The sequence below is a fragment of the Iodidimonas gelatinilytica genome, assembly GCF_008579125.1.
In the GTDB taxonomy this organism is placed as follows: Bacteria; Pseudomonadota; Alphaproteobacteria; order Sphingomonadales; family Rhodothalassiaceae; genus Iodidimonas; species Iodidimonas muriae.
The window spans coordinates 85,222-103,903 of record NZ_BKCL01000001.1; the positions used below are offsets into that span (position 1 = coordinate 85,222).

General features: G+C 52.8%; 18 protein-coding genes. 9 read left to right on the plus strand and 9 right to left on the minus strand.

Annotation, left to right across the window (positions count from 1 at the left end):
- Window positions 1–6: 6 nt before the first annotated feature.
- On the minus strand, window positions 7–1,377 hold the full coding sequence (locus JCM17844_RS00395) for a TIGR03016 family PEP-CTERM system-associated outer membrane protein (protein ID WP_149999171.1): 1,371 nt from the start codon (window positions 1,375–1,377) through the stop codon (window positions 7–9).
- Entirely contained in the window at window positions 1,374–2,162 is a 789-nt protein-coding gene (locus JCM17844_RS00400; protein ID WP_149999172.1) for a polysaccharide biosynthesis/export family protein, read from the minus strand. Before JCM17844_RS00400 ends, JCM17844_RS00395 begins: the two co-directional genes overlap by 4 nt.
- A gap of 113 nt (window positions 2,163–2,275) precedes the next feature.
- Between JCM17844_RS00400 and JCM17844_RS00405 the strand changes: the two genes are divergently transcribed.
- Window positions 2,276–3,442 (plus strand): glycosyltransferase family 4 protein, encoded by a 1,167-nt coding sequence (locus JCM17844_RS00405; protein ID WP_149999173.1) that lies wholly within the window; start codon window positions 2,276–2,278, stop codon window positions 3,440–3,442.
- A gap of 9 nt (window positions 3,443–3,451) precedes the next feature.
- On the opposite strand, the gene JCM17844_RS00410 is transcribed toward JCM17844_RS00405, so the two are convergent.
- Together JCM17844_RS00410 and JCM17844_RS00415 are read right to left on the minus strand one after the other, a co-directional pair.
- The gene (locus tag JCM17844_RS00410) at window positions 3,452–3,745 is read right to left on the minus strand and encodes a hypothetical protein (protein WP_149999174.1); all 294 of its coding nucleotides are present in this window, start codon (window positions 3,743–3,745) and stop codon (window positions 3,452–3,454) included.
- A complete protein-coding gene (locus JCM17844_RS00415) occupies window positions 3,733–4,803 on the minus strand; it encodes a putative O-glycosylation ligase, exosortase A system-associated (protein WP_149999175.1) in 1,071 nt (356 codons plus the stop codon). Before JCM17844_RS00415 ends, JCM17844_RS00410 begins: the two co-directional genes overlap by 13 nt.
- A gap of 564 nt (window positions 4,804–5,367) precedes the next feature.
- Here JCM17844_RS00415 and JCM17844_RS00420 point away from each other — a divergent pair.
- From JCM17844_RS00420 to JCM17844_RS00440, 5 genes are all read left to right on the plus strand, one after another.
- On the plus strand, window positions 5,368–5,931 hold the full coding sequence (locus tag JCM17844_RS00420) for a C-type lectin domain-containing protein (protein WP_149999176.1): 564 nt from the start codon (window positions 5,368–5,370) through the stop codon (window positions 5,929–5,931).
- Window positions 5,928–6,791 carry a sulfotransferase family protein gene (locus JCM17844_RS00425; protein WP_149999177.1) on the plus strand — a complete coding sequence of 288 codons (864 nt, stop codon included), beginning with the start codon at window positions 5,928–5,930 and terminating at the stop codon, window positions 6,789–6,791. Before JCM17844_RS00420 ends, JCM17844_RS00425 begins: the two co-directional genes overlap by 4 nt.
- 82 nt (window positions 6,792–6,873) lie before the next feature.
- Window positions 6,874–7,851: a sulfotransferase family protein gene (locus JCM17844_RS00430; RefSeq protein WP_149999178.1), complete on the plus strand. Its 978-nt coding sequence runs from the start codon at window positions 6,874–6,876 to the stop codon at window positions 7,849–7,851.
- A gap of 107 nt (window positions 7,852–7,958) precedes the next feature.
- Window positions 7,959–8,858: a glycosyltransferase family A protein gene (locus JCM17844_RS00435; protein ID WP_149999179.1), complete on the plus strand. Its 900-nt coding sequence runs from the start codon at window positions 7,959–7,961 to the stop codon at window positions 8,856–8,858.
- A gap of 10 nt (window positions 8,859–8,868) precedes the next feature.
- A complete protein-coding gene (locus JCM17844_RS00440) occupies window positions 8,869–9,543 on the plus strand; it encodes a sulfotransferase family 2 domain-containing protein (protein ID WP_210431039.1) in 675 nt (224 codons plus the stop codon).
- Between the two features lie 24 nt (window positions 9,544–9,567).
- On the opposite strand, the gene JCM17844_RS00445 is transcribed toward JCM17844_RS00440, so the two are convergent.
- Together JCM17844_RS00445 and JCM17844_RS00450 are read right to left on the minus strand one after the other, a co-directional pair.
- Window positions 9,568–11,043, minus strand: a complete 1,476-nt coding sequence (locus tag JCM17844_RS00445) for an oligosaccharide flippase family protein (RefSeq protein WP_149999181.1) — start codon at window positions 11,041–11,043, stop codon at window positions 9,568–9,570.
- Window positions 11,044–11,056: 13 nt separating this feature from the next.
- On the minus strand, window positions 11,057–12,085 hold the full coding sequence (locus JCM17844_RS00450) for a sulfotransferase family protein (protein WP_210431040.1): 1,029 nt from the start codon (window positions 12,083–12,085) through the stop codon (window positions 11,057–11,059).
- A gap of 315 nt (window positions 12,086–12,400) precedes the next feature.
- Between JCM17844_RS00450 and JCM17844_RS00455 the strand changes: the two genes are divergently transcribed.
- Window positions 12,401–14,218, plus strand: a complete 1,818-nt coding sequence (locus tag JCM17844_RS00455) for an asparagine synthetase B family protein (RefSeq protein ID WP_149999183.1) — start codon at window positions 12,401–12,403, stop codon at window positions 14,216–14,218.
- Window positions 14,219–14,229: 11 nt separating this feature from the next.
- Here the strand turns inward: JCM17844_RS00455 and JCM17844_RS00460 are convergent, their stop codons facing one another.
- The 3 genes from JCM17844_RS00460 to JCM17844_RS00470 are packed head-to-tail and all read right to left on the minus strand — an operon-like array spanning window position 14,230 to window position 16,200.
- On the minus strand, window positions 14,230–15,111 hold the full coding sequence (locus tag JCM17844_RS00460) for a hydrolase 1, exosortase A system-associated (RefSeq protein ID WP_149999184.1): 882 nt from the start codon (window positions 15,109–15,111) through the stop codon (window positions 14,230–14,232).
- On the minus strand, window positions 15,108–15,941 hold the full coding sequence (locus JCM17844_RS00465; protein ID WP_149999185.1) for an alpha/beta fold hydrolase: 834 nt from the start codon (window positions 15,939–15,941) through the stop codon (window positions 15,108–15,110). The genes JCM17844_RS00460 and JCM17844_RS00465 overlap by 4 nt, the downstream gene beginning before the upstream one ends.
- Window positions 15,942–15,945: 4 nt before the next feature.
- Window positions 15,946–16,200, minus strand: coding sequence for an acyl carrier protein (locus JCM17844_RS00470; protein WP_149999186.1), 255 nt, complete (start codon window positions 16,198–16,200; stop codon window positions 15,946–15,948).
- 133 nt (window positions 16,201–16,333) lie between these two features.
- Between JCM17844_RS00470 and JCM17844_RS00475 the strand changes: the two genes are divergently transcribed.
- Entirely contained in the window at window positions 16,334–17,008 is a 675-nt protein-coding gene (locus JCM17844_RS00475) for a GNAT family N-acetyltransferase (protein ID WP_149999187.1), read from the plus strand.
- Between the two features lie 76 nt (window positions 17,009–17,084).
- Window positions 17,085–18,668 carry an acyl-CoA ligase (AMP-forming), exosortase A system-associated gene (locus JCM17844_RS00480; RefSeq protein ID WP_149999188.1) on the plus strand — a complete coding sequence of 528 codons (1,584 nt, stop codon included), beginning with the start codon at window positions 17,085–17,087 and terminating at the stop codon, window positions 18,666–18,668.
- Window positions 18,669–18,682 lie beyond the last annotated feature (14 nt).

Consider the following 18,682-nt stretch of genomic DNA (forward strand, 5'->3'; position numbering starts at 1 on the left):
TGGATTTTAAAAACGCATGGTTGCGGACAGGCTGATGGAATTTTCAGTAAAGTCCTGAATATCCAACGATGAATCCCGCGTCGAGATACCATAGCTAAGGGTCAGGGCAAGCCGTTGGAACCCGGTATAGGTCAGCGATGCATTGCCGCGATAATCCGTATCGTCGCGGGCTTGACTATTGATTGCCTCCGCCGAAAAATCCCGATCCGTTATGGAGCCAGAGGCATTGAATGTCAGATCTCGGTTGATGGGTTGGGTCAGGCTGATCTGGCCGCGGAGTGTTTTTTCATCGGTGGTGTCCCCGCTTGCGAGCTCGATTTCATTACGCTGCCAACTGCCATTCATACTGATCGTGGTCGTTCCAAAACGCCCGGAAAGACGCGCCGATGCGGATTCGGTCTTGGTGGCCGTATTGCGTAGGGAAAAAGGCAAGCCGGGCGGTTGCAATGGATCAATCTCTCCTGGTGTGGTGGGGAGGGCGTCCAGCAAACGTTCCTGATCGAGCTGTACCCGTTCGTCATAAGACAGGCTCAATTCAAAAGTTTGCCCAATGGCGGTGTTGAACGATCCATTGACGGTTTTTGTGCCGTCCCGTTGACCGCCGGTGATTTCCAATCGGGTGCGCGGTGAAGGAGTCCAGCGAAAGCCCCCCATATAAAGCGGGTCGTCAACGTCACGACCCGAGCCGCCGCCATTGAATTTTTGGTAGCCGCCACGGGCGATCAGCGTGAAACTTTCGCTCAGATCATAGGTTGCTTCGGCGATGATGCTGGTGCGTTCGCGGTCTGTCTGGTTGCTTTGGTCGAAATAGGAATAGCTTCCGGTCAGTTCCCAATTCAGCGCTTGGCGTTGATTTTGCGAACGAATGGTCACAATTCCGGTGTTTTCCCAAGTGTCTGTCGCCTCTTGTCCGGCTAGCAAGGTGGGGTTGAACGGATCCGGGTCACTGGCACCGATCAGCACCAATCCGGTGCGATAGCGGGTTTCCATGGTGGCAATATCCCCAAGCCGGTTGGTCACATAAGGGCTAAGGCGATAGCTTTGGACCACTTCGGTATTGGCGATATTGCTGACGGTTGCAGATTGTCCCCGCCGGGTATCCGTTTGCTGGCGGGAAATAGACAAGGCGGCATCGGTGAACAGCAATCCTTCAACCAATTCGGTTGAAGCAGCGCCTAACATGTCGGGGGCGATGGTCAGTTCGTCATCGGTATTTGTGCGATATTGCAAGCGCAATTGCGCCGTTAGATCTGCCTGAAGACGCGCCGTATCATAAGCCACACGAACGGCTGGCACCAATTCGGTGATGAAGGAGTCTTCCTTAAATCCGCTGGGGCGCAGATTGAGATTGTCGCTATAGCTTTGCGACACCGTCATGGAAGCTCGATGCTACGCTCGCCAGCCAAAAAGCTTTCCGGGATAAAAAGAATGTCGCCGGGTTTCAAAGGCGTATCCGCCCCCAGATTTTTGCCGGATTGGATATCCCCCAACCGCAAGGGAATGCGCCGTTCCTGACCATTTTCCCGGCGGATGATGGCTGCTTTATTGGCCGCGGCGGTTTTCGGCACTCCGCCAATGGTGGTCAAAACCGATAAAGCGGTGAGATCCGATCGATAAGGAACTGTGCGCGGTGGCAAGGCATTGCCGATGATGCGAATACGGTCGTCATAGGTGCCCGATGCCTGTGTCACGGTGACGGTTACATCAGGGGCGGTATAATAACGGGCAAGGGCGTCTTCCAGATGGGCGGCCAAATCATCCGTTGTGCGGCCAGCGGCCTCCACATCCCCCAAAAGAGGGAGGGCGATCCGGCCATCGGGACGCACCTGAAAATCGCCGGATACATCATTTTCGCCGCGCATGACGATGGCTAACTCATCTTCGGGACCGATTTCATAGATATAGCCTGCGCTCTCCGGGCCGGAACCGACCACTTCGGGGCTTGATGATTGAAGAACAAACGGGATGGTGAATGACGTATCCGCAGCGAACACGGCTGTCTGGGGGAAAGACGCCAACAAACCGAAAGCCAAAGCCGTAGAGCCATAAAGTGCGGTATAATGCGCGGCCTTGGCCGACAATGGCCTTTGCCGCGCCTTCTTGCCGTGCTTGTGTTGATCCTTGGCCCTTTGACGGACGTGCGTTTCAAATTGACGATACATGGTCTTTAAGTTCCCCTGACAGCCCGCCCTTAGAAAAAGGTAACGAGTTCTTGCCCTTAATTCCACTGATCCCTAAAGATAAATTCCTACCCTGAAATAGCGCGCGGTCCAACATGCGAATTTTATATCATCATCGAATTCTGGCCGCCGACGGCATGCAGGTGCATGTGAAGGAGTTGGTCGGTGCCTTTGAGCGCCTTGGCCATCAGGTTCATATGGTGGGGCCGCAAGCCGCAAAATCCGATGGCAAACAAACGCTGACCGGACGATTGGGGGATTTGCGCGCGCACTTTCCTGCCGTTTTGGGCGAAGTTCTGGAGGCTGGTTATAATTTCAAGGCGTATCCGCCTTTGAAGCGGGAGGCCCATGCCGTTTCTCCGGATTTTATTTATGAGCGCTATAATTCGTTTTTGCTGGCGGGCCTGTGGTTGAAACGCCGGCTTGGCATTCCCTATCTTATCGAGGTGAACGCGCCTTTGTGCCATGAGCGGGCCCTTTTAGGGAATTTGCAGCTTCAAGGCTTGGCCCGTGCGATGGAACGCAAGGTCTGGCGCGGGGCGGATGCGGTGTTGCCGGTGAGTGATGCTCTGGCGGATTATGTGCGCCGAGAAGGTGTGGCCGAGGGCCGCATCCATGTGATCCCCAATGGCGTGCGGCCCGAGCTTTATCGTGATATTCGAAATGGCAAGCTGCGCACCAAACTGGGCTTGGACGGCAAAACCGTGTTTGGCTTTGTGGGCTATGTTCGGGAATGGCATGGGCTGGATCGGGTGCTTCATGCTTTTGCACATTTGGCCGACCCCGATCTGCATCTGCTTATTGTGGGGGAAGGTCCGGCCAGCGAAGCTTTGCGCCAAACAGCGCAAGATCTTGGCATTGCCGCGCAATTGACCTTTACCGGCGCTCGCCCGCATGAAGAGATCCCCGCTCTTTTGGGGGCGTTCGATGTGGCCTTGCAACCCGATGTGACCGATTATGCCTCGCCTTTGAAGCTGTTTGAATATTTGGCGGCAGGATGTGCATTGATCGCGCCTGATCGGCCCAATATCCGTGAATTGGTTACAGATGGTGAAACAGCTCTGCTGATCGATCCGAAGGACGATAAGGCGCTAAGCGATGCCATCGCTGTTTTGGCGCGAGACACCGTCAAACGCCGTGCTTTGGGGCAGGCGGCCCATGATCTGATAGAAAAGCGCGATTTCACATGGGACGGCAATGCCAGAAAGGTCACTAATCTTGCGGATCGCTTGATCCGTCAGGCACCAAAAAATGGTACGTGACCGGATTTTTCAAGAGGACAGGCTTGATGATTTTGCTCTGCGCCCCGCAATGGAGGGGTGGCGGGTGAAGCGCTTTTTTTCCATATTGTCGTGGAATTCCCGGGACACCGGTTCTTCCGTTGTTTGTTTCTGGACATAGACAAGCAGGATCGCCGAAAGGGCGATGACCGTATAGATATGGTCGAAATAGGCCAGATTTTGAAAAGCTCCCGCCGCCATATATCCCACAAGCGAGGCTTGCCCCATGGAAGCCAGATTATTGGCCCACATCAGATCCGGCTTTTCTTTGGTCAGCTTGCGCACCTTTGCAAAAGCCTTCCATGTGGCGAATAGAAGCGCAAGGAATATCCCAAGGCCGACAAAGCATGATCGGCCAACACTTCAAAATAAATGCTGTGTAAAGATCGCGGACGTAACGCATCGGGCACAAGACGCATATAGAGGTCGCTATCGAGATAGGGACGAAAGCCACCACCGGTCAGGGGATTTTCCCTAGCCAATCGGTAGCCGAACGTCCAGGCATTGAGACGCCCCATAGCCGAGGCGTCTTCTTCGTAATTTTCGATGGTTTCCATTCTGTCCACCCATTTTTGGGGAACAAAAACTGCCAAAGCGGCCCCAAAAACGATAACCAGAAAGAAAATGGTCACGCGTTGGCGCGATTTCCAGACAAGGGCTGTTCCAACCGCCACCAGCCCCAAAAAACCGCCCCGCGATGTGGTGCCGATGATGGCAAAAACCGCCAAGGTGAAAATGCCCAGAAGCCCATAGCGAATCCACTTGTTCTGGGTTTCAAGATAAAGATAGCGTATCATCGGCAGTGTCATCACCAGGACAAGCGCCAAGGCGTTGTTGTCGGTAATGAAACTTTGGGGTGGGCCATAGGCGTGGTGGCTGCCTACCGAAACAATGGTGGGAATGCCGCTGCGAATGCCCAATACTCCGACGGAGAGAACGAGAATCCAAACCAAAGCGTGAATACGCTCACGCGATGTCACCAGAATGACGGTGATGAAGGTCATGAGAAAGGTTTTTTCCGCTCGCCCCCAATAAGTCCAGACGCTTTCAGGAACTTGTGCAAAAAAACTGGTGAAGGTGACCCACAGGGCAAAAATCAGCAGAATAATGACGGGAGCTGTGAAGGTGATCTTTTTTTGCTCTGCCGAAATCAGCCAGGAACCAATGGTCAGTCCAGCCAACACCATAGCAAAAGGGAAGAAATAAGCAGGGCCGTAAACAAGCCGATGCGGATTGAGAAGGGAAATCCAGTGATAGGAATAAAGTCCCACCACAGGGGAGATGAAAATTAATGGCACCAGGATAAGAATACAGACAAGCAGAAAAAGGGATGAAAGTGTCATGCAGTGTCCTTGACTTGTCTTTATCTACGGCGATGAAGATGCTTTTGCCATGTGCTTCAGGCTGCTTTATGGCCTATATGGCAAGCTTAATGCCGTACTTTATGTGACCGTTTTTGTGTGTGTTTTGCGGCCATATTTAAAGGTTTTCTTTCGGGGTTTGCGCGCATTTTAATGAGGCCCTTCTGATCTTGGATTGATTTGGCTCCATCATTTTTAACTAACCAAAAAACGATATACAGAATTCCAAAAACGCCTAAAAGAATAGAAAGCTGATCAACCATGGCCTTATTGGCTCCAATCGCTATTGCGGACTGTAAAAAATCTTTGCACGGGCCTTGGCGCTTGTCGAGGGTGGGCCAAGCTTAAAAAATTTATGCCACCCCGCCAAAGAGGTAAAAACTTGATCAGGCGCTGATTGTTTGAATTTCGTTCCTATCACATATACCATGCTTTAAATGTTGAACATGGGTTTGAACGATGATCATGGTTAAACGTGCGATTTTTACTCTCTGTATAAGCGTTTGCTTATGGGGGACATCGGGCGTTTTATGGGCGCAATCGTCCATGGCTTCGGAAACGGATTGGCGGCAATCTCTTGAAGAGTCCATCCGGAAAGGTGACCCTACATGGAGCTCTGAACCGATTTTCAATGAAGCAACCGGCAGCTACTATCAGCTTGCCAGAGATGTGGGCTTGAAAAATGGAATAAATTGGGAAACTGCCAATGCCAAAGCCCAGCGCCTGTCTTTCAAGGGGCGAAAAGGCCGCCTTGCGGTTATTGATACGCCAGAGCTAAGCGCATGGCTAAATGAAAATTTTCCCCTGACAGGTTTGGGATATGGCGGCAATACGTGGATCGGTTTGCGTTATTGGTGCCGGTTTCGCCAGTTGAGCTGGTCGAATAGTGAGGTGCACCCGTTCAATGCTTTTTCGATCTGGGACAATCCTTGGTATTACCGTGATGAGGTGCGGTGCGGCCATCCTGCAGACTTGCCATGGATGGGCGTGTATATCGTCGGCGATACCATGCGGTGGCGGGCTGTGGGATTTCGAAAGGTGATGATGCATTATTTGGTCGAATATCCAGCCCCGCAATCTGAAGATACGGCGAAGAATAATATAAAATGATACAAAATACTGGGTTTCCGCCCCGATTGTTTATTATCGGCGCACAAAAAAGCGCGACCACTTTTTTTGCACAAGCTGTGGGGCAACATTCATCTGTGGTCGTTTCAAATCCGAAGGAGCCCGATTATTATACCGTTCATCGTCAGGCCGGGCTGGATTGGTATAAAAACAAATTCACCAAAGCTGAAGATGCGGTTCTTCTGGATGCGTCGACAAGCTATTCCAGCGCCCCCATCAATCCCGATGAGCAAAGACAGGATAATCCGCGATTTGGTGTGCCAGAGCGTATTTATAAAGCCAGCCCCGATGCGCGCTTTATTTATATTGTCCGCGATCCTGTTGCGCGCACCTATGCGGGCTATTGGCATAGCGTCCGCGCGGGGGAAGAAACACGCCCATTTTTAAAAGCGATTGCGGAAAATTCCTTTTATCTGGATATCAGCCGCTATCATTTTCAGCTTCAATGTTATCTACAGTATTTCGGTATGGATCGTTTTTTGATCCTGTCGTCCAGTGATGTGACGGCCAATCCGCAAGAGGCCGTGCACCGGGCATGGAGCCATGCGGGCTTGGCGGTGGACCGGTCGGCATCAATCAATTCCGAGCGCCGCAATGTCAGCTATCAATATTCGCCGGGGATGCAGCGGCTTATGCGCCTTCCCGGAGCCAAACAGGGTATGAAGCGCATGACTCATATGGCGCGTCGGCTTTTGCCATCTTCTTTCATTGATGGCGCGCGGGGGGCTTTGACCCGATCTCTTCCAAAGATGAAAGACCATGAGAAAGAGGCTGTGGCAGATTATTTGCGGGAAGATACAGAAGCATTTTCCAAATTAACGGGCATTATATTTTCGACATGAGCTTTTTAGGGGGCGTGCGGCGAGAATATGAAGCCGTATAGGCCTATATTGGGTAGAATTTGTGGGGCGGGGCGAAGGGGTTATGACGGTAATCGAAAAGCAGGTGGATGTAACAGGGGCAAAGCCTGTCATCACAGGATGTTCGGTGCAGGGGCGCGCTGTACCGAATTTCTTTATTGTGGGGGCGCCCAAATGTGCCACCACGGCGATGGATACATATTTGGCGCAGCATCCACAGATTTTCATGTCGCCAGCCAAGGAACCGCACCATTTCGCCAAAGATCTGTATCACGGGGCTATGGAGTGTTCTGCGGAGCGCTATTTTGGTCTTTTTAAAGACGTAAGTGATGAGCCTGTTGTCGGGGAAAGCTCGGTCTTTTATCTTTTGTCCAAAACGGCGGCTGCAGCCATTCGTGCCTATCAACCGGATGCAAGAATTCTGATCATGCTGCGGGATCCCATTGATGTGATTGCTTCGCATCATTCACAGATTGTGTATGAAGCGTTCGAGCAGGAAACGGATTTGGAAACAGCCTTGGCGTTGGAAAATGAGCGTAAGGCCAATTTCAATGAAGCGCGTGCGGATTATCGGGAGAGGGTGCTGCATTATCGGGATGTGGTGGCTTTTTCCGAACAGATTGAACGGTTTTTTGAGCATTTCCCCCGCGAACAAATCCACATTGTTTTTTATGAAGATGTGCGCGCGGATTTGGCCGGAACCTATCGCGGCATTTTGAAATTTTTGGGGGTGGACCCAGAATTTCACCCAAATTTCCAGGTTGAAAATGCAAACAAGCGGGCGCGCAGTGCAAAAATCACCAATTTCTTACGCTACACACCGGATTGGGTGTCTGCTTTCAGCCGCTTGTTATTGCCCAAGCGCGAATGGCGGGTGGCGGTGAAAGACAGAATTAAACGGTTCAATACGCAGTTCCAACCACGTCCGCCGATGCCGGATCATGTGCATAATCAATTGGCCGCAGATTTGGCTTTGGAAGTGGAAAAACTGGGAGCGCTTTTGGGCAGAGATCTGTCACATTGGTGTAAACCCCGTTCATAAAGGCAGAGGCTCCGCGGCTCTGAGTTTTCCTCGAGCCAAGCTGATCTCATATCAACAATCGGGACATATCACAGCCTTTAAGGCTTGAAGACAGGGACAGGGACGAGATGTTTTATAAACTCCGCAAATCGCTCAAAAAACGCAGATTTGCACGTCAGGCGCGGCATATTTTGGGCGTGCCCCCCATCACACATAAGGACGCGCCGATCCTGATCATGTCCAATTTGTGCCATGACGATGTGATCATGTATCTGGTGGCGATGAAATCCTTTTATCCGCGCATTGGCGGCGGGGACATTCTCATCGTCAATGATGGGTCGCTAACCGATAGCGACAAGGCTTTGCTCAAACAGCATCTTTGCAATCCAGAGATCCGCGATGCCGCCACCGTGGATACGGGGGCATGTCCCGATTATATTGCATGGCGCGGTTTGCGCTGCGCCATTGATGCCTCGAAAGACCGCTATGTGATCAAGCTGGATTCCGATGTTGTGGCCTTGGATGATTTGCCGGAAATCAAGGCGTGCGTGGCGGAAAACCGGTCTTTTGTTCTGGGGTCGTTTGATTGTGAAGAAATTTGGACGCCAGCGCAGGCATTGGAGCATGCGCGCGGTTTCACGTCCGATCATATCCAGATTCAGGCCGAGCGCTCTTTTGTGAAATTCCCCGATGCCGATAATTTCCGCTATGTGCGCGGCTGTTCGGGTTTTGCGGGTTATCAAAAAGGTCTCTATGAATGGGCTGATGTGGAAGCCTTCTGCCAGAAAATCGAACAACATATCGACCGGGATGAATGGCGCAAATGGGGGTCTGAACAGGTGACGGTGAACAGCCTCGTGGCCAATTCCCCCAATCCCTTGATTTTGAAAATGCCAAAATACACCAACCATCGCGAGGATACTGATGTGACCAAAGCGGCCTTGGTGCATTTTCTGGGCACCTGGCGTTTTTATGGGGGGCGCTATGCGGCTTGTGCCCGCCGTGCCGTCGCCACCCTGTCAGCATAAAAGGAGTGGCATGACCAAGCCTTATATTTGGCTGCATATCCGCAAAGCCGGGGGAACCAGCCTGCGGGATGCTTTGGGCAGTTCTTATAAGCAGGTGGATCGCTTTGGTGCGACGACGCCATTCATTGCATTGCCCCAAGATTACTGGAACGATAATTTGAACAATTACCGGGTGCCTTTGGGCGATTATGAATTCAAGCGTTTGCTATTTGCCAAAAAATTCCTTTATCCCGAGCCGGAATTTTCCAATCGCTTCAAATTTGCCATTGTGCGCAATCCCTATGGGCGTGCGGTTTCATCTTGGCGCTATCTGACCCGCAATTGGACCTTTACATGGCCACGTCAGGTGATATCGCACTATCGGTTCGACCATTTCTTGGAACGATTGCCGGAATTTTGGGAGAAGATTGGCAAAGAGCGGCATGTGGCGACCCATACAGCCCCAATTTGGCCTGACATCACCGATGAAAACGGTGCGCTATTGTTGGATTTCGTGGGGCGGATCGAGAATTTTGAAGAGGATTATCTTAAAATCTGTGAGCATATTGGCATTCCACAAAAAGATCTTCCGAAAAAGAACAGCCAAGGAGGCGCAGATTATAGAAAATATTACAATAAGAAGTCCCGGAAACTTGTGGAAAAATACTATTGGGACGATATCAACGAGCTCGGCTATGATTATTAAATAGCTTGATGATTGTTTGTTTCGCTACTGAGATTTATTTTTTTTTATTATTTTCTTTAAGAGTCTTGTTATTTCAAGGCGCATGGGATGGCGCACAAGCCATAGGCTGATCAACCAACCCGCAAGGCCGATGCTGCCATATATCGCCAGATTGGCGATTGGCAAACCCTTGGGAGCATAGCCAAGCCCATAAACCACTCCTCCTATGGTTAGGCCAACCCCAAATGTAACCAACAGGCTTGGTTTTAGGGCTGTCCACCAATCGCTTGCGCGAAGGGAAAGCACTTGGGACACCTGATAATTGGCTAAAATGATGAAAATGATGGCCGGGCCGATCAGGGCGGCGGCGATATAAGGCAGGCCGTGGCGTGCGGCCAGCACGATCAAAGCCACCTTGGCGAGTTGCATCGAGGTTTCGATCAGGAAAATCTGTTTGACCTTGCCATGGGAAAGCAAAAGCTGGCGGCCAATGCCGAAAGGCATATGTAAGGTGGCGCTGATAGCCAGAATGCCCGCAACAGGCGCGGCTTGGGTCCATTGCGGGCCGAACAGGAAGAGGATCAGCGAATAGGAACTGCCAGCCATGATCAGCATCAGGGGCCAAATCACCCCGGCTGTGGTTTGCAAGCGGATCAGAAAGCGCGCCTTCAAATCCAGCTTGTCGCGCCGCTCTTGTGCGAAAAATGGCGTGAGGACGGTGCTGAGGCTTCCGGCGATCTGCTGATTGACCAGCCGGGTTACGGTCATGCCGCGATCAAACAGTCCGGCGGCTTCCAAACCAAGCCCTCGCCCGATGATCAATTCGGGGGATTGATTGCCTGCGCTTTGCACAAGGCTTGCGCCCACAGCCCAAGAGCCAAAGCCGACAATTTCTTTCAGGCCACGAAAGCGGGGCCGAAAGCTGAGATACATCGGCTTGAGCCGGAAAATGCCGATAATCAGCATCAGCTTCATAACAATGGAGCCAAAGGCCAGGGAGATGGGGCCAAAATCCTGCAGTGCAAGCAAAACCGATATGGCCGATCCCGCGCCGCCCGCCATGATATTGATAATGGTGAGCTTTCCGTAGCGTAGCTCGCGCATCAAAAGGGCAAGGCCTATGGTGACAAAGGGGTTGAAGAGAAAATTGAGCGACAAAACGGCGATGACATTTTCAATCTCCGGATTGCCGTAAAATTGGGCAATGACGCCGCGTCCGAAGAAAAGAAGGAATGCAAGGCTCCAATTGATCAGGCCCATCAATCCGAAGGCCCGCCCCACAATGGCTTTGGAAAGCGCATCCACCTGCACCAGATAGGGATGGATACCAAATTCCGCCAAGGCCGTGCTGATGGCGATAGAGGCGGATGCAACGGCAAAAATGCCCATTTCTTCTGGGGTAAGAAGCCGGGCAATGATGGCGGCGCTGGCGATTTGAATGAGCGCCCGCATAAAACGGCCCCCAAAGACATAGGCAAGGGAGCGCTTTAAAGACGGTAAGGACGCAGGGGGCTGTGACATGGTGATGCTTTGATCAGCCTGAGGATAAGCTAGAGGTGACTTTATTTATACCGTCTGCCATATCGCCTGTCCCTACATTGAAAGCCCAGCGCCCCACGGCGGTTTTCCGGCAGATCATTTCAATGGTTTTGACCGTATCCGCTGATAATTCCGATTGCCAACGCAAAGCGGCGAGGCGTGGATCGCGCTTTAATCCATAATGCGAGTCATGCTCTGTACCTTCAGAGGAGGCGCGGATAAAGGCCTCAACCTCCGGAGCCCATTCCAATCCCAATTGCGTAAACATCTGTTGCACGCTGCCCAAAGGGTCGCAGGTCATGTCTTCATAGCTCACGATAATTGCGCGGTCGGAGTCAGAAAGAGATTGAAAGGCCGCATCATTGAAGGCCGCCCATTTCCACGCCAAAATTTCAACGGGAGACAGATGGGCCAGATCTTGCGGCTTTAGCCCTTCTCTTTTGCCCATAGGAGAATAGGGTAGGGCGCTATTGGAAAGTTCAAACCTTTCGCCAAATTTTTCGATACCGCGCATTATAGACGCGATCTGCCCACAGGGGTGCCTTACCAGATGGATTCCCTGAAGACGCGGCACGGCTTGAAGGCATAAAGTGGCCCGCCCCAACATATTGACCGTTTTTATGACCATCAATGTCAGCGCTTTGCTTGGGGGTTGCAAAACGGGCCCGGCCATTGCCATGGACGGGATTAGTCGCTCCATCCCCTTGAACGCGTATATATTGGCCTGTCGCAAGGCATGGTGGAAGGCACTTTCCCCCTTTTTGCGGATGATGGGGCGCGTTCCTGTGGTGCGCACATCCCGTGCATTTAGCCAGCCGCCTATATCGGTGGCGAGCTGCGTGATGGCCAAGGCTTCATCCGGAGGGAACACCGGCACAGTTGTGGGCTGTGCAATTTCCGGTTCATGCAGATAATGGCTTTGGGGATGGCTGTCGAAAATTTTGCCAAGCCATGTGGTGCCAGACCGAGGGGACCCGAAAATCATGATGGTTTTCGGGTTCGCGCTTTGTTGAGATTTGCCCATGCCGCCCATAATGCCTGTTTCGTTCCCGCTTGGCCCTATAGAGCGGTATTTTCTTGTAAGAATGCAAGGGCTTTTCATTGAGAAAAGACGGGAATGCCGGGTAGAATCGAAGTTGGGCATTCGCTTGTGCTATTTTACCATTATATATAAGGAAAATGGTCGAAAGCAGTGGCTGTTTTTTTGTTATCCCATATGCTGTGGGTTTGTCAGATGCTTGGGAATGGGTCGTAACAAAGGGGCTGTCGAACCGTGCCGGGATTATGTGGGTGGATTGATGCTCGGGCTGGCTTGGATGGCCGCTCAAAACTTTCGCATATGGCGAATGGGCTTGTTCTTCGTGCGGGAGAGCGCCTGTTGCAATGGGAGGACGGCTGGGCGGGTCTTGCTGTTTTGGCCCGCGAAGATGATCGCCTTCATGCGGGCGACCGGTTTGTTGTGGCGATTACGGGAATGCCGCGTTGGGCGGATGATAGGGATGAAGCAAAAGCGCGGGCCTTGGGCCGTGCCAAAAGCATTGCCACCTGTTGGGAACGGGAAGGCCGCGCCTGTCTGGAGCAGATAAAGGGGTCTTTTTCGCTGGCTGTGATCGACAAGAAAGCCCGCAGCCTGTTTCTGGCGATTGACCGTGTGGGTATTGATCCCATGTGCCATGGAGACGTGCCCGATGGTTGCGTCTTTGCCACCACCACCGATGCGGTGGCTGCTTATCCCTCCCTTGATCCCAAGGTGGATGCGCAAGGGCTTTATCGCTATGCCATGAATTATGTCTCGCCTGCGCCGGGCACCGTCTATCGCGGTATCAACAAACTTTTGAGTGGCCATAGCCTGAGCCACAACATTGGGCGTGGTTCCGGGCGTTCTGGAAGCACGTCGATCCACCGCTATTGGCAGACGCCCTATCAGCCCGATGGGGCAGGGGATATGGCGGCCTTGAGCGCAGATTTGAAGGCGCATTTGGCAAAAAGCGTTGACCGCGCGATAGATGCGGGCGTCGCCGCCCAAGACACCGGTGCTGTCGGTGCGTTTTTAAGCGGTGGGTTGGATAGCTCCACGGTTTGTGGGTTTTTGGGCGCATCCTTGGACCGGCCGGCGCCAGCCTATACCATTGTATTTGAAGAAGATCGCTATAATGAAGGCCCATATGCGCAGCTGGCGGCCCGGCATTTTGGGCTGGCACATCGGGAATATTGCCTGAAGCCGCAAGATGTCGTGGATATTTTACCTGAGATCGTGCGGGTATTTGACGAGCCATTTGGCAATTCTTCGGTGATCCCGGCCACCTTTTGTGCGCGCATGGCGAAAACGGATGTGTCTTTGCTTTTGGCGGGGGATGGCGGTGACGAGCTGTTTGCGGGAAACCAGCGCTATGCCGATCAGACCATTCTTTCCCACTATCATAAAGTTCCGGCCCTTTTGCGGGTTTTGGGAGAGCCCATTCTTGATCGCATTCCAGAACCGCTGGCCATTGGCCCCATCGGCAAAGCCAAGCGTTATTCTCAACGGGCGCGGCTTCCCATGCCCGAACGCATGCACAATCCCGGCATCTATCATAGAAGCCAGTTGAGCCGCGTTTTTACAGAGGAAATGCTGGCCCAAATCAATGTGGAAGAGCCCTATGATCTATGGGCGCAGCATTATAAAGAGTCGGAAACCGACGATATGCTGGCTTCCATGCTGCATATGGATATGCGGATCACTTTGGCCGATAATGATATTCGCAAGGTAAACGGAGCCTGCCTGTTGGCGGATATCGACGTGGCCTATCCTATGCTGGATGATGATCTGATCGATTTTGCTGCGAAAGTGCCCTCGCGGCTTTTATTGTCGGGCACGCGTTTACGGCATTTTTTCAAAGAATCCATGAAGGGCTTTTTGCCCGATGCGATTTTGAACAAGAAAAAGCAAGGCTTCGGGATGCCTTTTTCCGAATGGACCAAAAGCTATCCGCCTTTACGCGATATTGCGGTGGATTGCTTGCAAAGCCTTGGGAAACGCGGTGTGTTCCGGGCCGATTTTCTGGAGGGCGTTATTGCCGCCCATGCTCGAGAAGGCGCGGCTATAACGGATTATATCGTGTGGGATTTGATCATGCTGGAATTGTGGCTGCGGGATAGAAAGCCACGCATGGTTTAAGGCCCTGAGACTTAAGGGGCAGAAATCCATTCAAGGGTTTTTTCGGTGACCGCTTGCGACCATTCAGGGGTAGAGAATGTATGGTCTGCCTCTGTCAGCGCGAGCGTTTGAAAATTGGATGCGTTTTGAAGGGCGCGCCATATTTTGATGCGGTTTGCTTCTTGTTCAAATTCTTTGGCGGTCAGATCATTGCCGCTTAGAACCAGCTGCACCGGGCCTTTAAAGGCGCTTAAAGCCTCTACCAGTTTCGCGGCCATGGGCGATGCCTGATCTGAAGGGCTGTCATGGGAGGGGCCATTTTTGGCCGGTGCCAGCTTTTGGCGAGCCAGCTTTAAAAGAAGCCGGGGAAAGTGCAAGGGGTTGACTTTTCCGCGCAACAAACTCAGCCAAAATTCTTTATCAAACAATCGCTTGGCATAATAATGTCGCAGCAAGACCCGGTCATAGGCTTCATCGTCACGAACCCAGGGGTTCAGCAGCATCAGCCGCCCGATTCGGGGGTCTTTGTGGCAATAAAGCACACTGGCAGATGCCCCGTCGCACAACCCCCATAAACCGACGTCCTTCGTTTGGGGGAGCAATCTGAACAGCGCCTCAAGGGCCGTGGAAATATCTTTTTCCAGATGTTCATAACCGGGATGGGTGCCATCGCTGTCACCCATGCCGCGACAATCGAAACGCATAACGCTATAGCCTTCTTGCGCCAATCGCCGCGCCAGTTTCACGAAATAACGGTGCCCGCCGGCGCGATATTGCGGCCCGCCCACAATGATGAGAACAGCGCGGTTGGATGGCTTTTCTGCCTGATGCAAAACGGACACCAATTGGTCTTTGCCGCACTGCAAAATATGGGCAGATTCTTGCACATCCATGGGGGAAGGGCGGGTGCTCATGGGTGATGGCTCATCAAGGCGGTTTGGATCAGCGCGATGATTTTGGGTGGGGCCACAGGTTCGGGCAAAGCCCAAAAGGCCTGATCCTGATGATAGCGGGCCTGCCGGTCGGCGGTTCGCCAGCTTGGGGGCAGGATATCCACGATGGCATCTGTCTCCCGTTCATCGCTGCCGATTTCAATCCATTCAATGGGCAAATCCGGTGGGGGCGGCATGTCTTTAAGCGAAAGGCGCGTTAATTGTTCGGCCATATCCGGTCCAAGGGGATAGCCGGTCACAGAAACGCTTTCGCCATTTTTCAAGATCTCCATCAATTGGGCGGTGCTTTCGCGTTGTCCCCGGTTCATGGCAGCGGCAACGCGAAGCCGCAAAAATTGGGTCAGAAAGCGTTTTCCCGATAGAACCGGCTGGATCATCAAAAGCCCGTCAATGCCGTCTGGCTCTTGATGCGCAAGGGTGGCTGCCAACAAGGCCCCTGTCCGCACGCCGCCGATCCATAAAGGTTCCGTATCAAGACGCGCCATATCACGCAGAAAAGAAAGGTCGGCGATCCAGCGGTCCCAACTGGCCTGTTCAAAATCGCCTGCACTGTCTCCGGTGCCGCTCGGGTCGGCCAGCAAAACGCGAAAGCCTTGTCGGGCCAAGGCCCGTCCGGTTTGTGCCAGCATGTACCGGGAGCGGTTCATTTCCTCGGCAAAGGGTGGCATAAGCAGCACCGTTGCGCGGGGTGCGGCAGATATTGAGGCAATCTCCAGAACGAACAAGGGGCCGTTTGGGCCGACAGGGAAAGAGGCCGATAGTTTTGGCGGGGCAGCATAAGGCCCTGTCATTGGATCAGCACGCGGCTAGTTTTGTTTCGACAAAATTGCTCAGGCTGCCAACGGTTTCAAAAACCTCGCCATTGATTTCATCATCTTCAAACAAAATGTCGAACCGGTCTTCCAATTCGGATACCACTGTCACCACGGCCATGGAATCGAATTCGGGGATGCCGCCCATCAAGGGGGTGGACGGTTGAAGCTTTTCCCCGCGTGGGCCAAGGCCAAGCGCCTGCGTGAGAACATCGCGAACTTTATCAAAAGCGCTCATAATCGTTTCCCCTGTATTTCTTGGCAGTGTCTAGGCAGACTCTGGCCAAAACCTGTTACTTTGTGTCCTATCTTGGAGAGGGTTTTTTGTCCATAGTTCACATGTCTTTTCCTTTAAGTTCACGGAATAACGGATGAAACGCTTACTGGCCTTGGTTCGGGAATTGGGTGCGGGATGGGCTGTGCTTTATCTTTTGCACCGTTTATTCGCCGCGCAATCCTTGCCGGTTTCGCTTTATGCCTATCGCCTGGTCAGGCAGCCCGTTCCGGACCGTGCCTCGCTTGGCGCGGCGCGTCGGGCGCGGTTTTCCTGCCGCCTTCTTGAGCCACAAGACCCAATGCTTGCCGCCACCTTCATTGACGAGGAGATTTTGGACTATCGGTTTTCTCAAGGTGCTCAATGCTATGGGCTGTTCAAAGAAGACCGGTTGATTGCATGGCTGTGGCTGGTAAAGGGCGCCTATGAAGAAGACGAGGTGCGCGCCCGTTTTCTTTTGGCGCCGGATTGTGTGTGGGATTTCGATGTGTATATCCATCCCGATCACCGCCTGGGATTTGCCTTTGCCGCCCTTTGGGATGCGGTGAATGAGGATTTGCATCGACATTCGATCCGGTGGACCATTAGCCGGATATCGGCTTTCAATGCGGCGTCTTTGCGAAGCCATGCCCGTATGGGGGCGACCCCTTGTGGTGGATTGGTTTTTTTGTCTTTTGGTTCTGTACAATTGATGCTTGGCTCGCGGCGGCCTTTTATGCATTTAGGCCTGCGTCGGGGCCATGGGCCGGAAATCCATTTTTCATCGCATTAAAGGCCAAGTTGTCATTGGCCTGTGGGGATATGATCCGTTACAGTTGAACCTTGTAGAATATCAAGGGCATGTGGGTATGCGGTGTTATTTACAGGATTTGATCCTTTCCAAAGCGGATGGGGCACCGGAACGGCTTGCGCTCAAGGCCGGGAAAGTGAGCCGGACCTATGGAGCGCTGGCGGCTGAGCTGGAGCAGGTGGCCGCCGGACTTTGTGCTGTCGGGTTAAAGCGCTTTGACCGGGTTGCTGTCTATCTGGACAAGCGGATCGAGACTGTATCGGCTTTTTTCGGCAGTGCGATGGCGGGCGGGATTTTTGTGCCCTGCAATCCGGTTTTGAAGCCACAACAGGTGGGGCATATTCTGCGTGATTGCACCGCACGGATATTGATATCGTCGCGTACCCGCATCGAAGCAATGGCCGAAACGCTTTCCGCATCGGATGTGCAAGTGGTGGTCAGTGTGGATGCGGTGCCCGACATGCCCCTCCAAGGGGTATGCGTGCTGCATTGGACAGAACTTTTGGCGCAAGGGAAGGCTTTACCGGCAGGGCCGCAATGCGATAGCGATGTGGGGGCGATTTTCTATACCTCTGGCAGCACTGGAAAGCCGAAAGGCGTGGTGTTGTCGCACCGCAATATGGTGGTGGGCGGCGAAAGTGTTGCCATCTATCTGAAAAACCATGCCGATGACCGTATTTTATCGCTGCTGCCTTTAAGTTTTGATGCCGGATTCAGCCAGCTTACCACTGGCTTTCATGCGGGGGCCGCTGTGGTGCTGCATAATTATTTGCTGGCCCGTGATGTGCCGCGCATCTGTGCCCGGGAAGGCATTACGGGGCTGACTTCGGTGCCACCATTGTGGATGCAATTGCTGACGGTGGATTGGCCGGAGGAGGCCGGATGCGAAATGCGGTATTTCGCCAATACCGGCGGGCGTATGCCGCGCGATGTGCTGCAAAAACTGCGGGCGATTTTTACCAATGCCGATCCTTATTTGATGTACGGCCTTACGGAAGCTTTCCGGTCCACCTATCTTGATCCGGCGCAGGTGGATATCCGCCCCGATTCCATTGGCAAGGCCATTCCCAATGCGGAAATTCTGGTGGTGAAATCCGATGGCAATCTTGCTCAGGCAGGCGAGGAAGGAGAGCTTGTGCATCGCGGGCCTTTGGTGGCTTTGGGCTATTGGAACGATGCGGAACGCACCGCCGAACGCTATAAGCCCGTGCCAAAAGCCGTGGCCGAAGTGCAAGTGCCGGAACTGGCCGTGTGGTCGGGGGATCTGGTGCGTATTGATGCGGAAGGCTATCTCTATTTCGTTGGCCGCACCGATGATATGATCAAGACATCGGGTTATCGCGTTTCCCCTACAGAAGTGGAAGAAGCCTTGTTTGACAGTGGCTTGGTTTTGGAAAGCGCGGCTTTTGGCCTTCCCCATGATACGCTGGGGCATGAAATTATTGTGGCCGTGGTGCCAAAGAACAAAGACATGTTTGATACCGCAGACCTTGTGGCCCATTGCCGGAATGTTTTGCCCGGCTTCATGGTGCCGCATCGGGTGGATGTGCATGAAAGTCTGCCCCGGTCCCCCAATGGTAAAATCGACCGTAAGGCCCTTCAGGCCCAATGCATGTCTAAAGACATAAAAAAGGCGGTATAAGCACGATGGTGGAG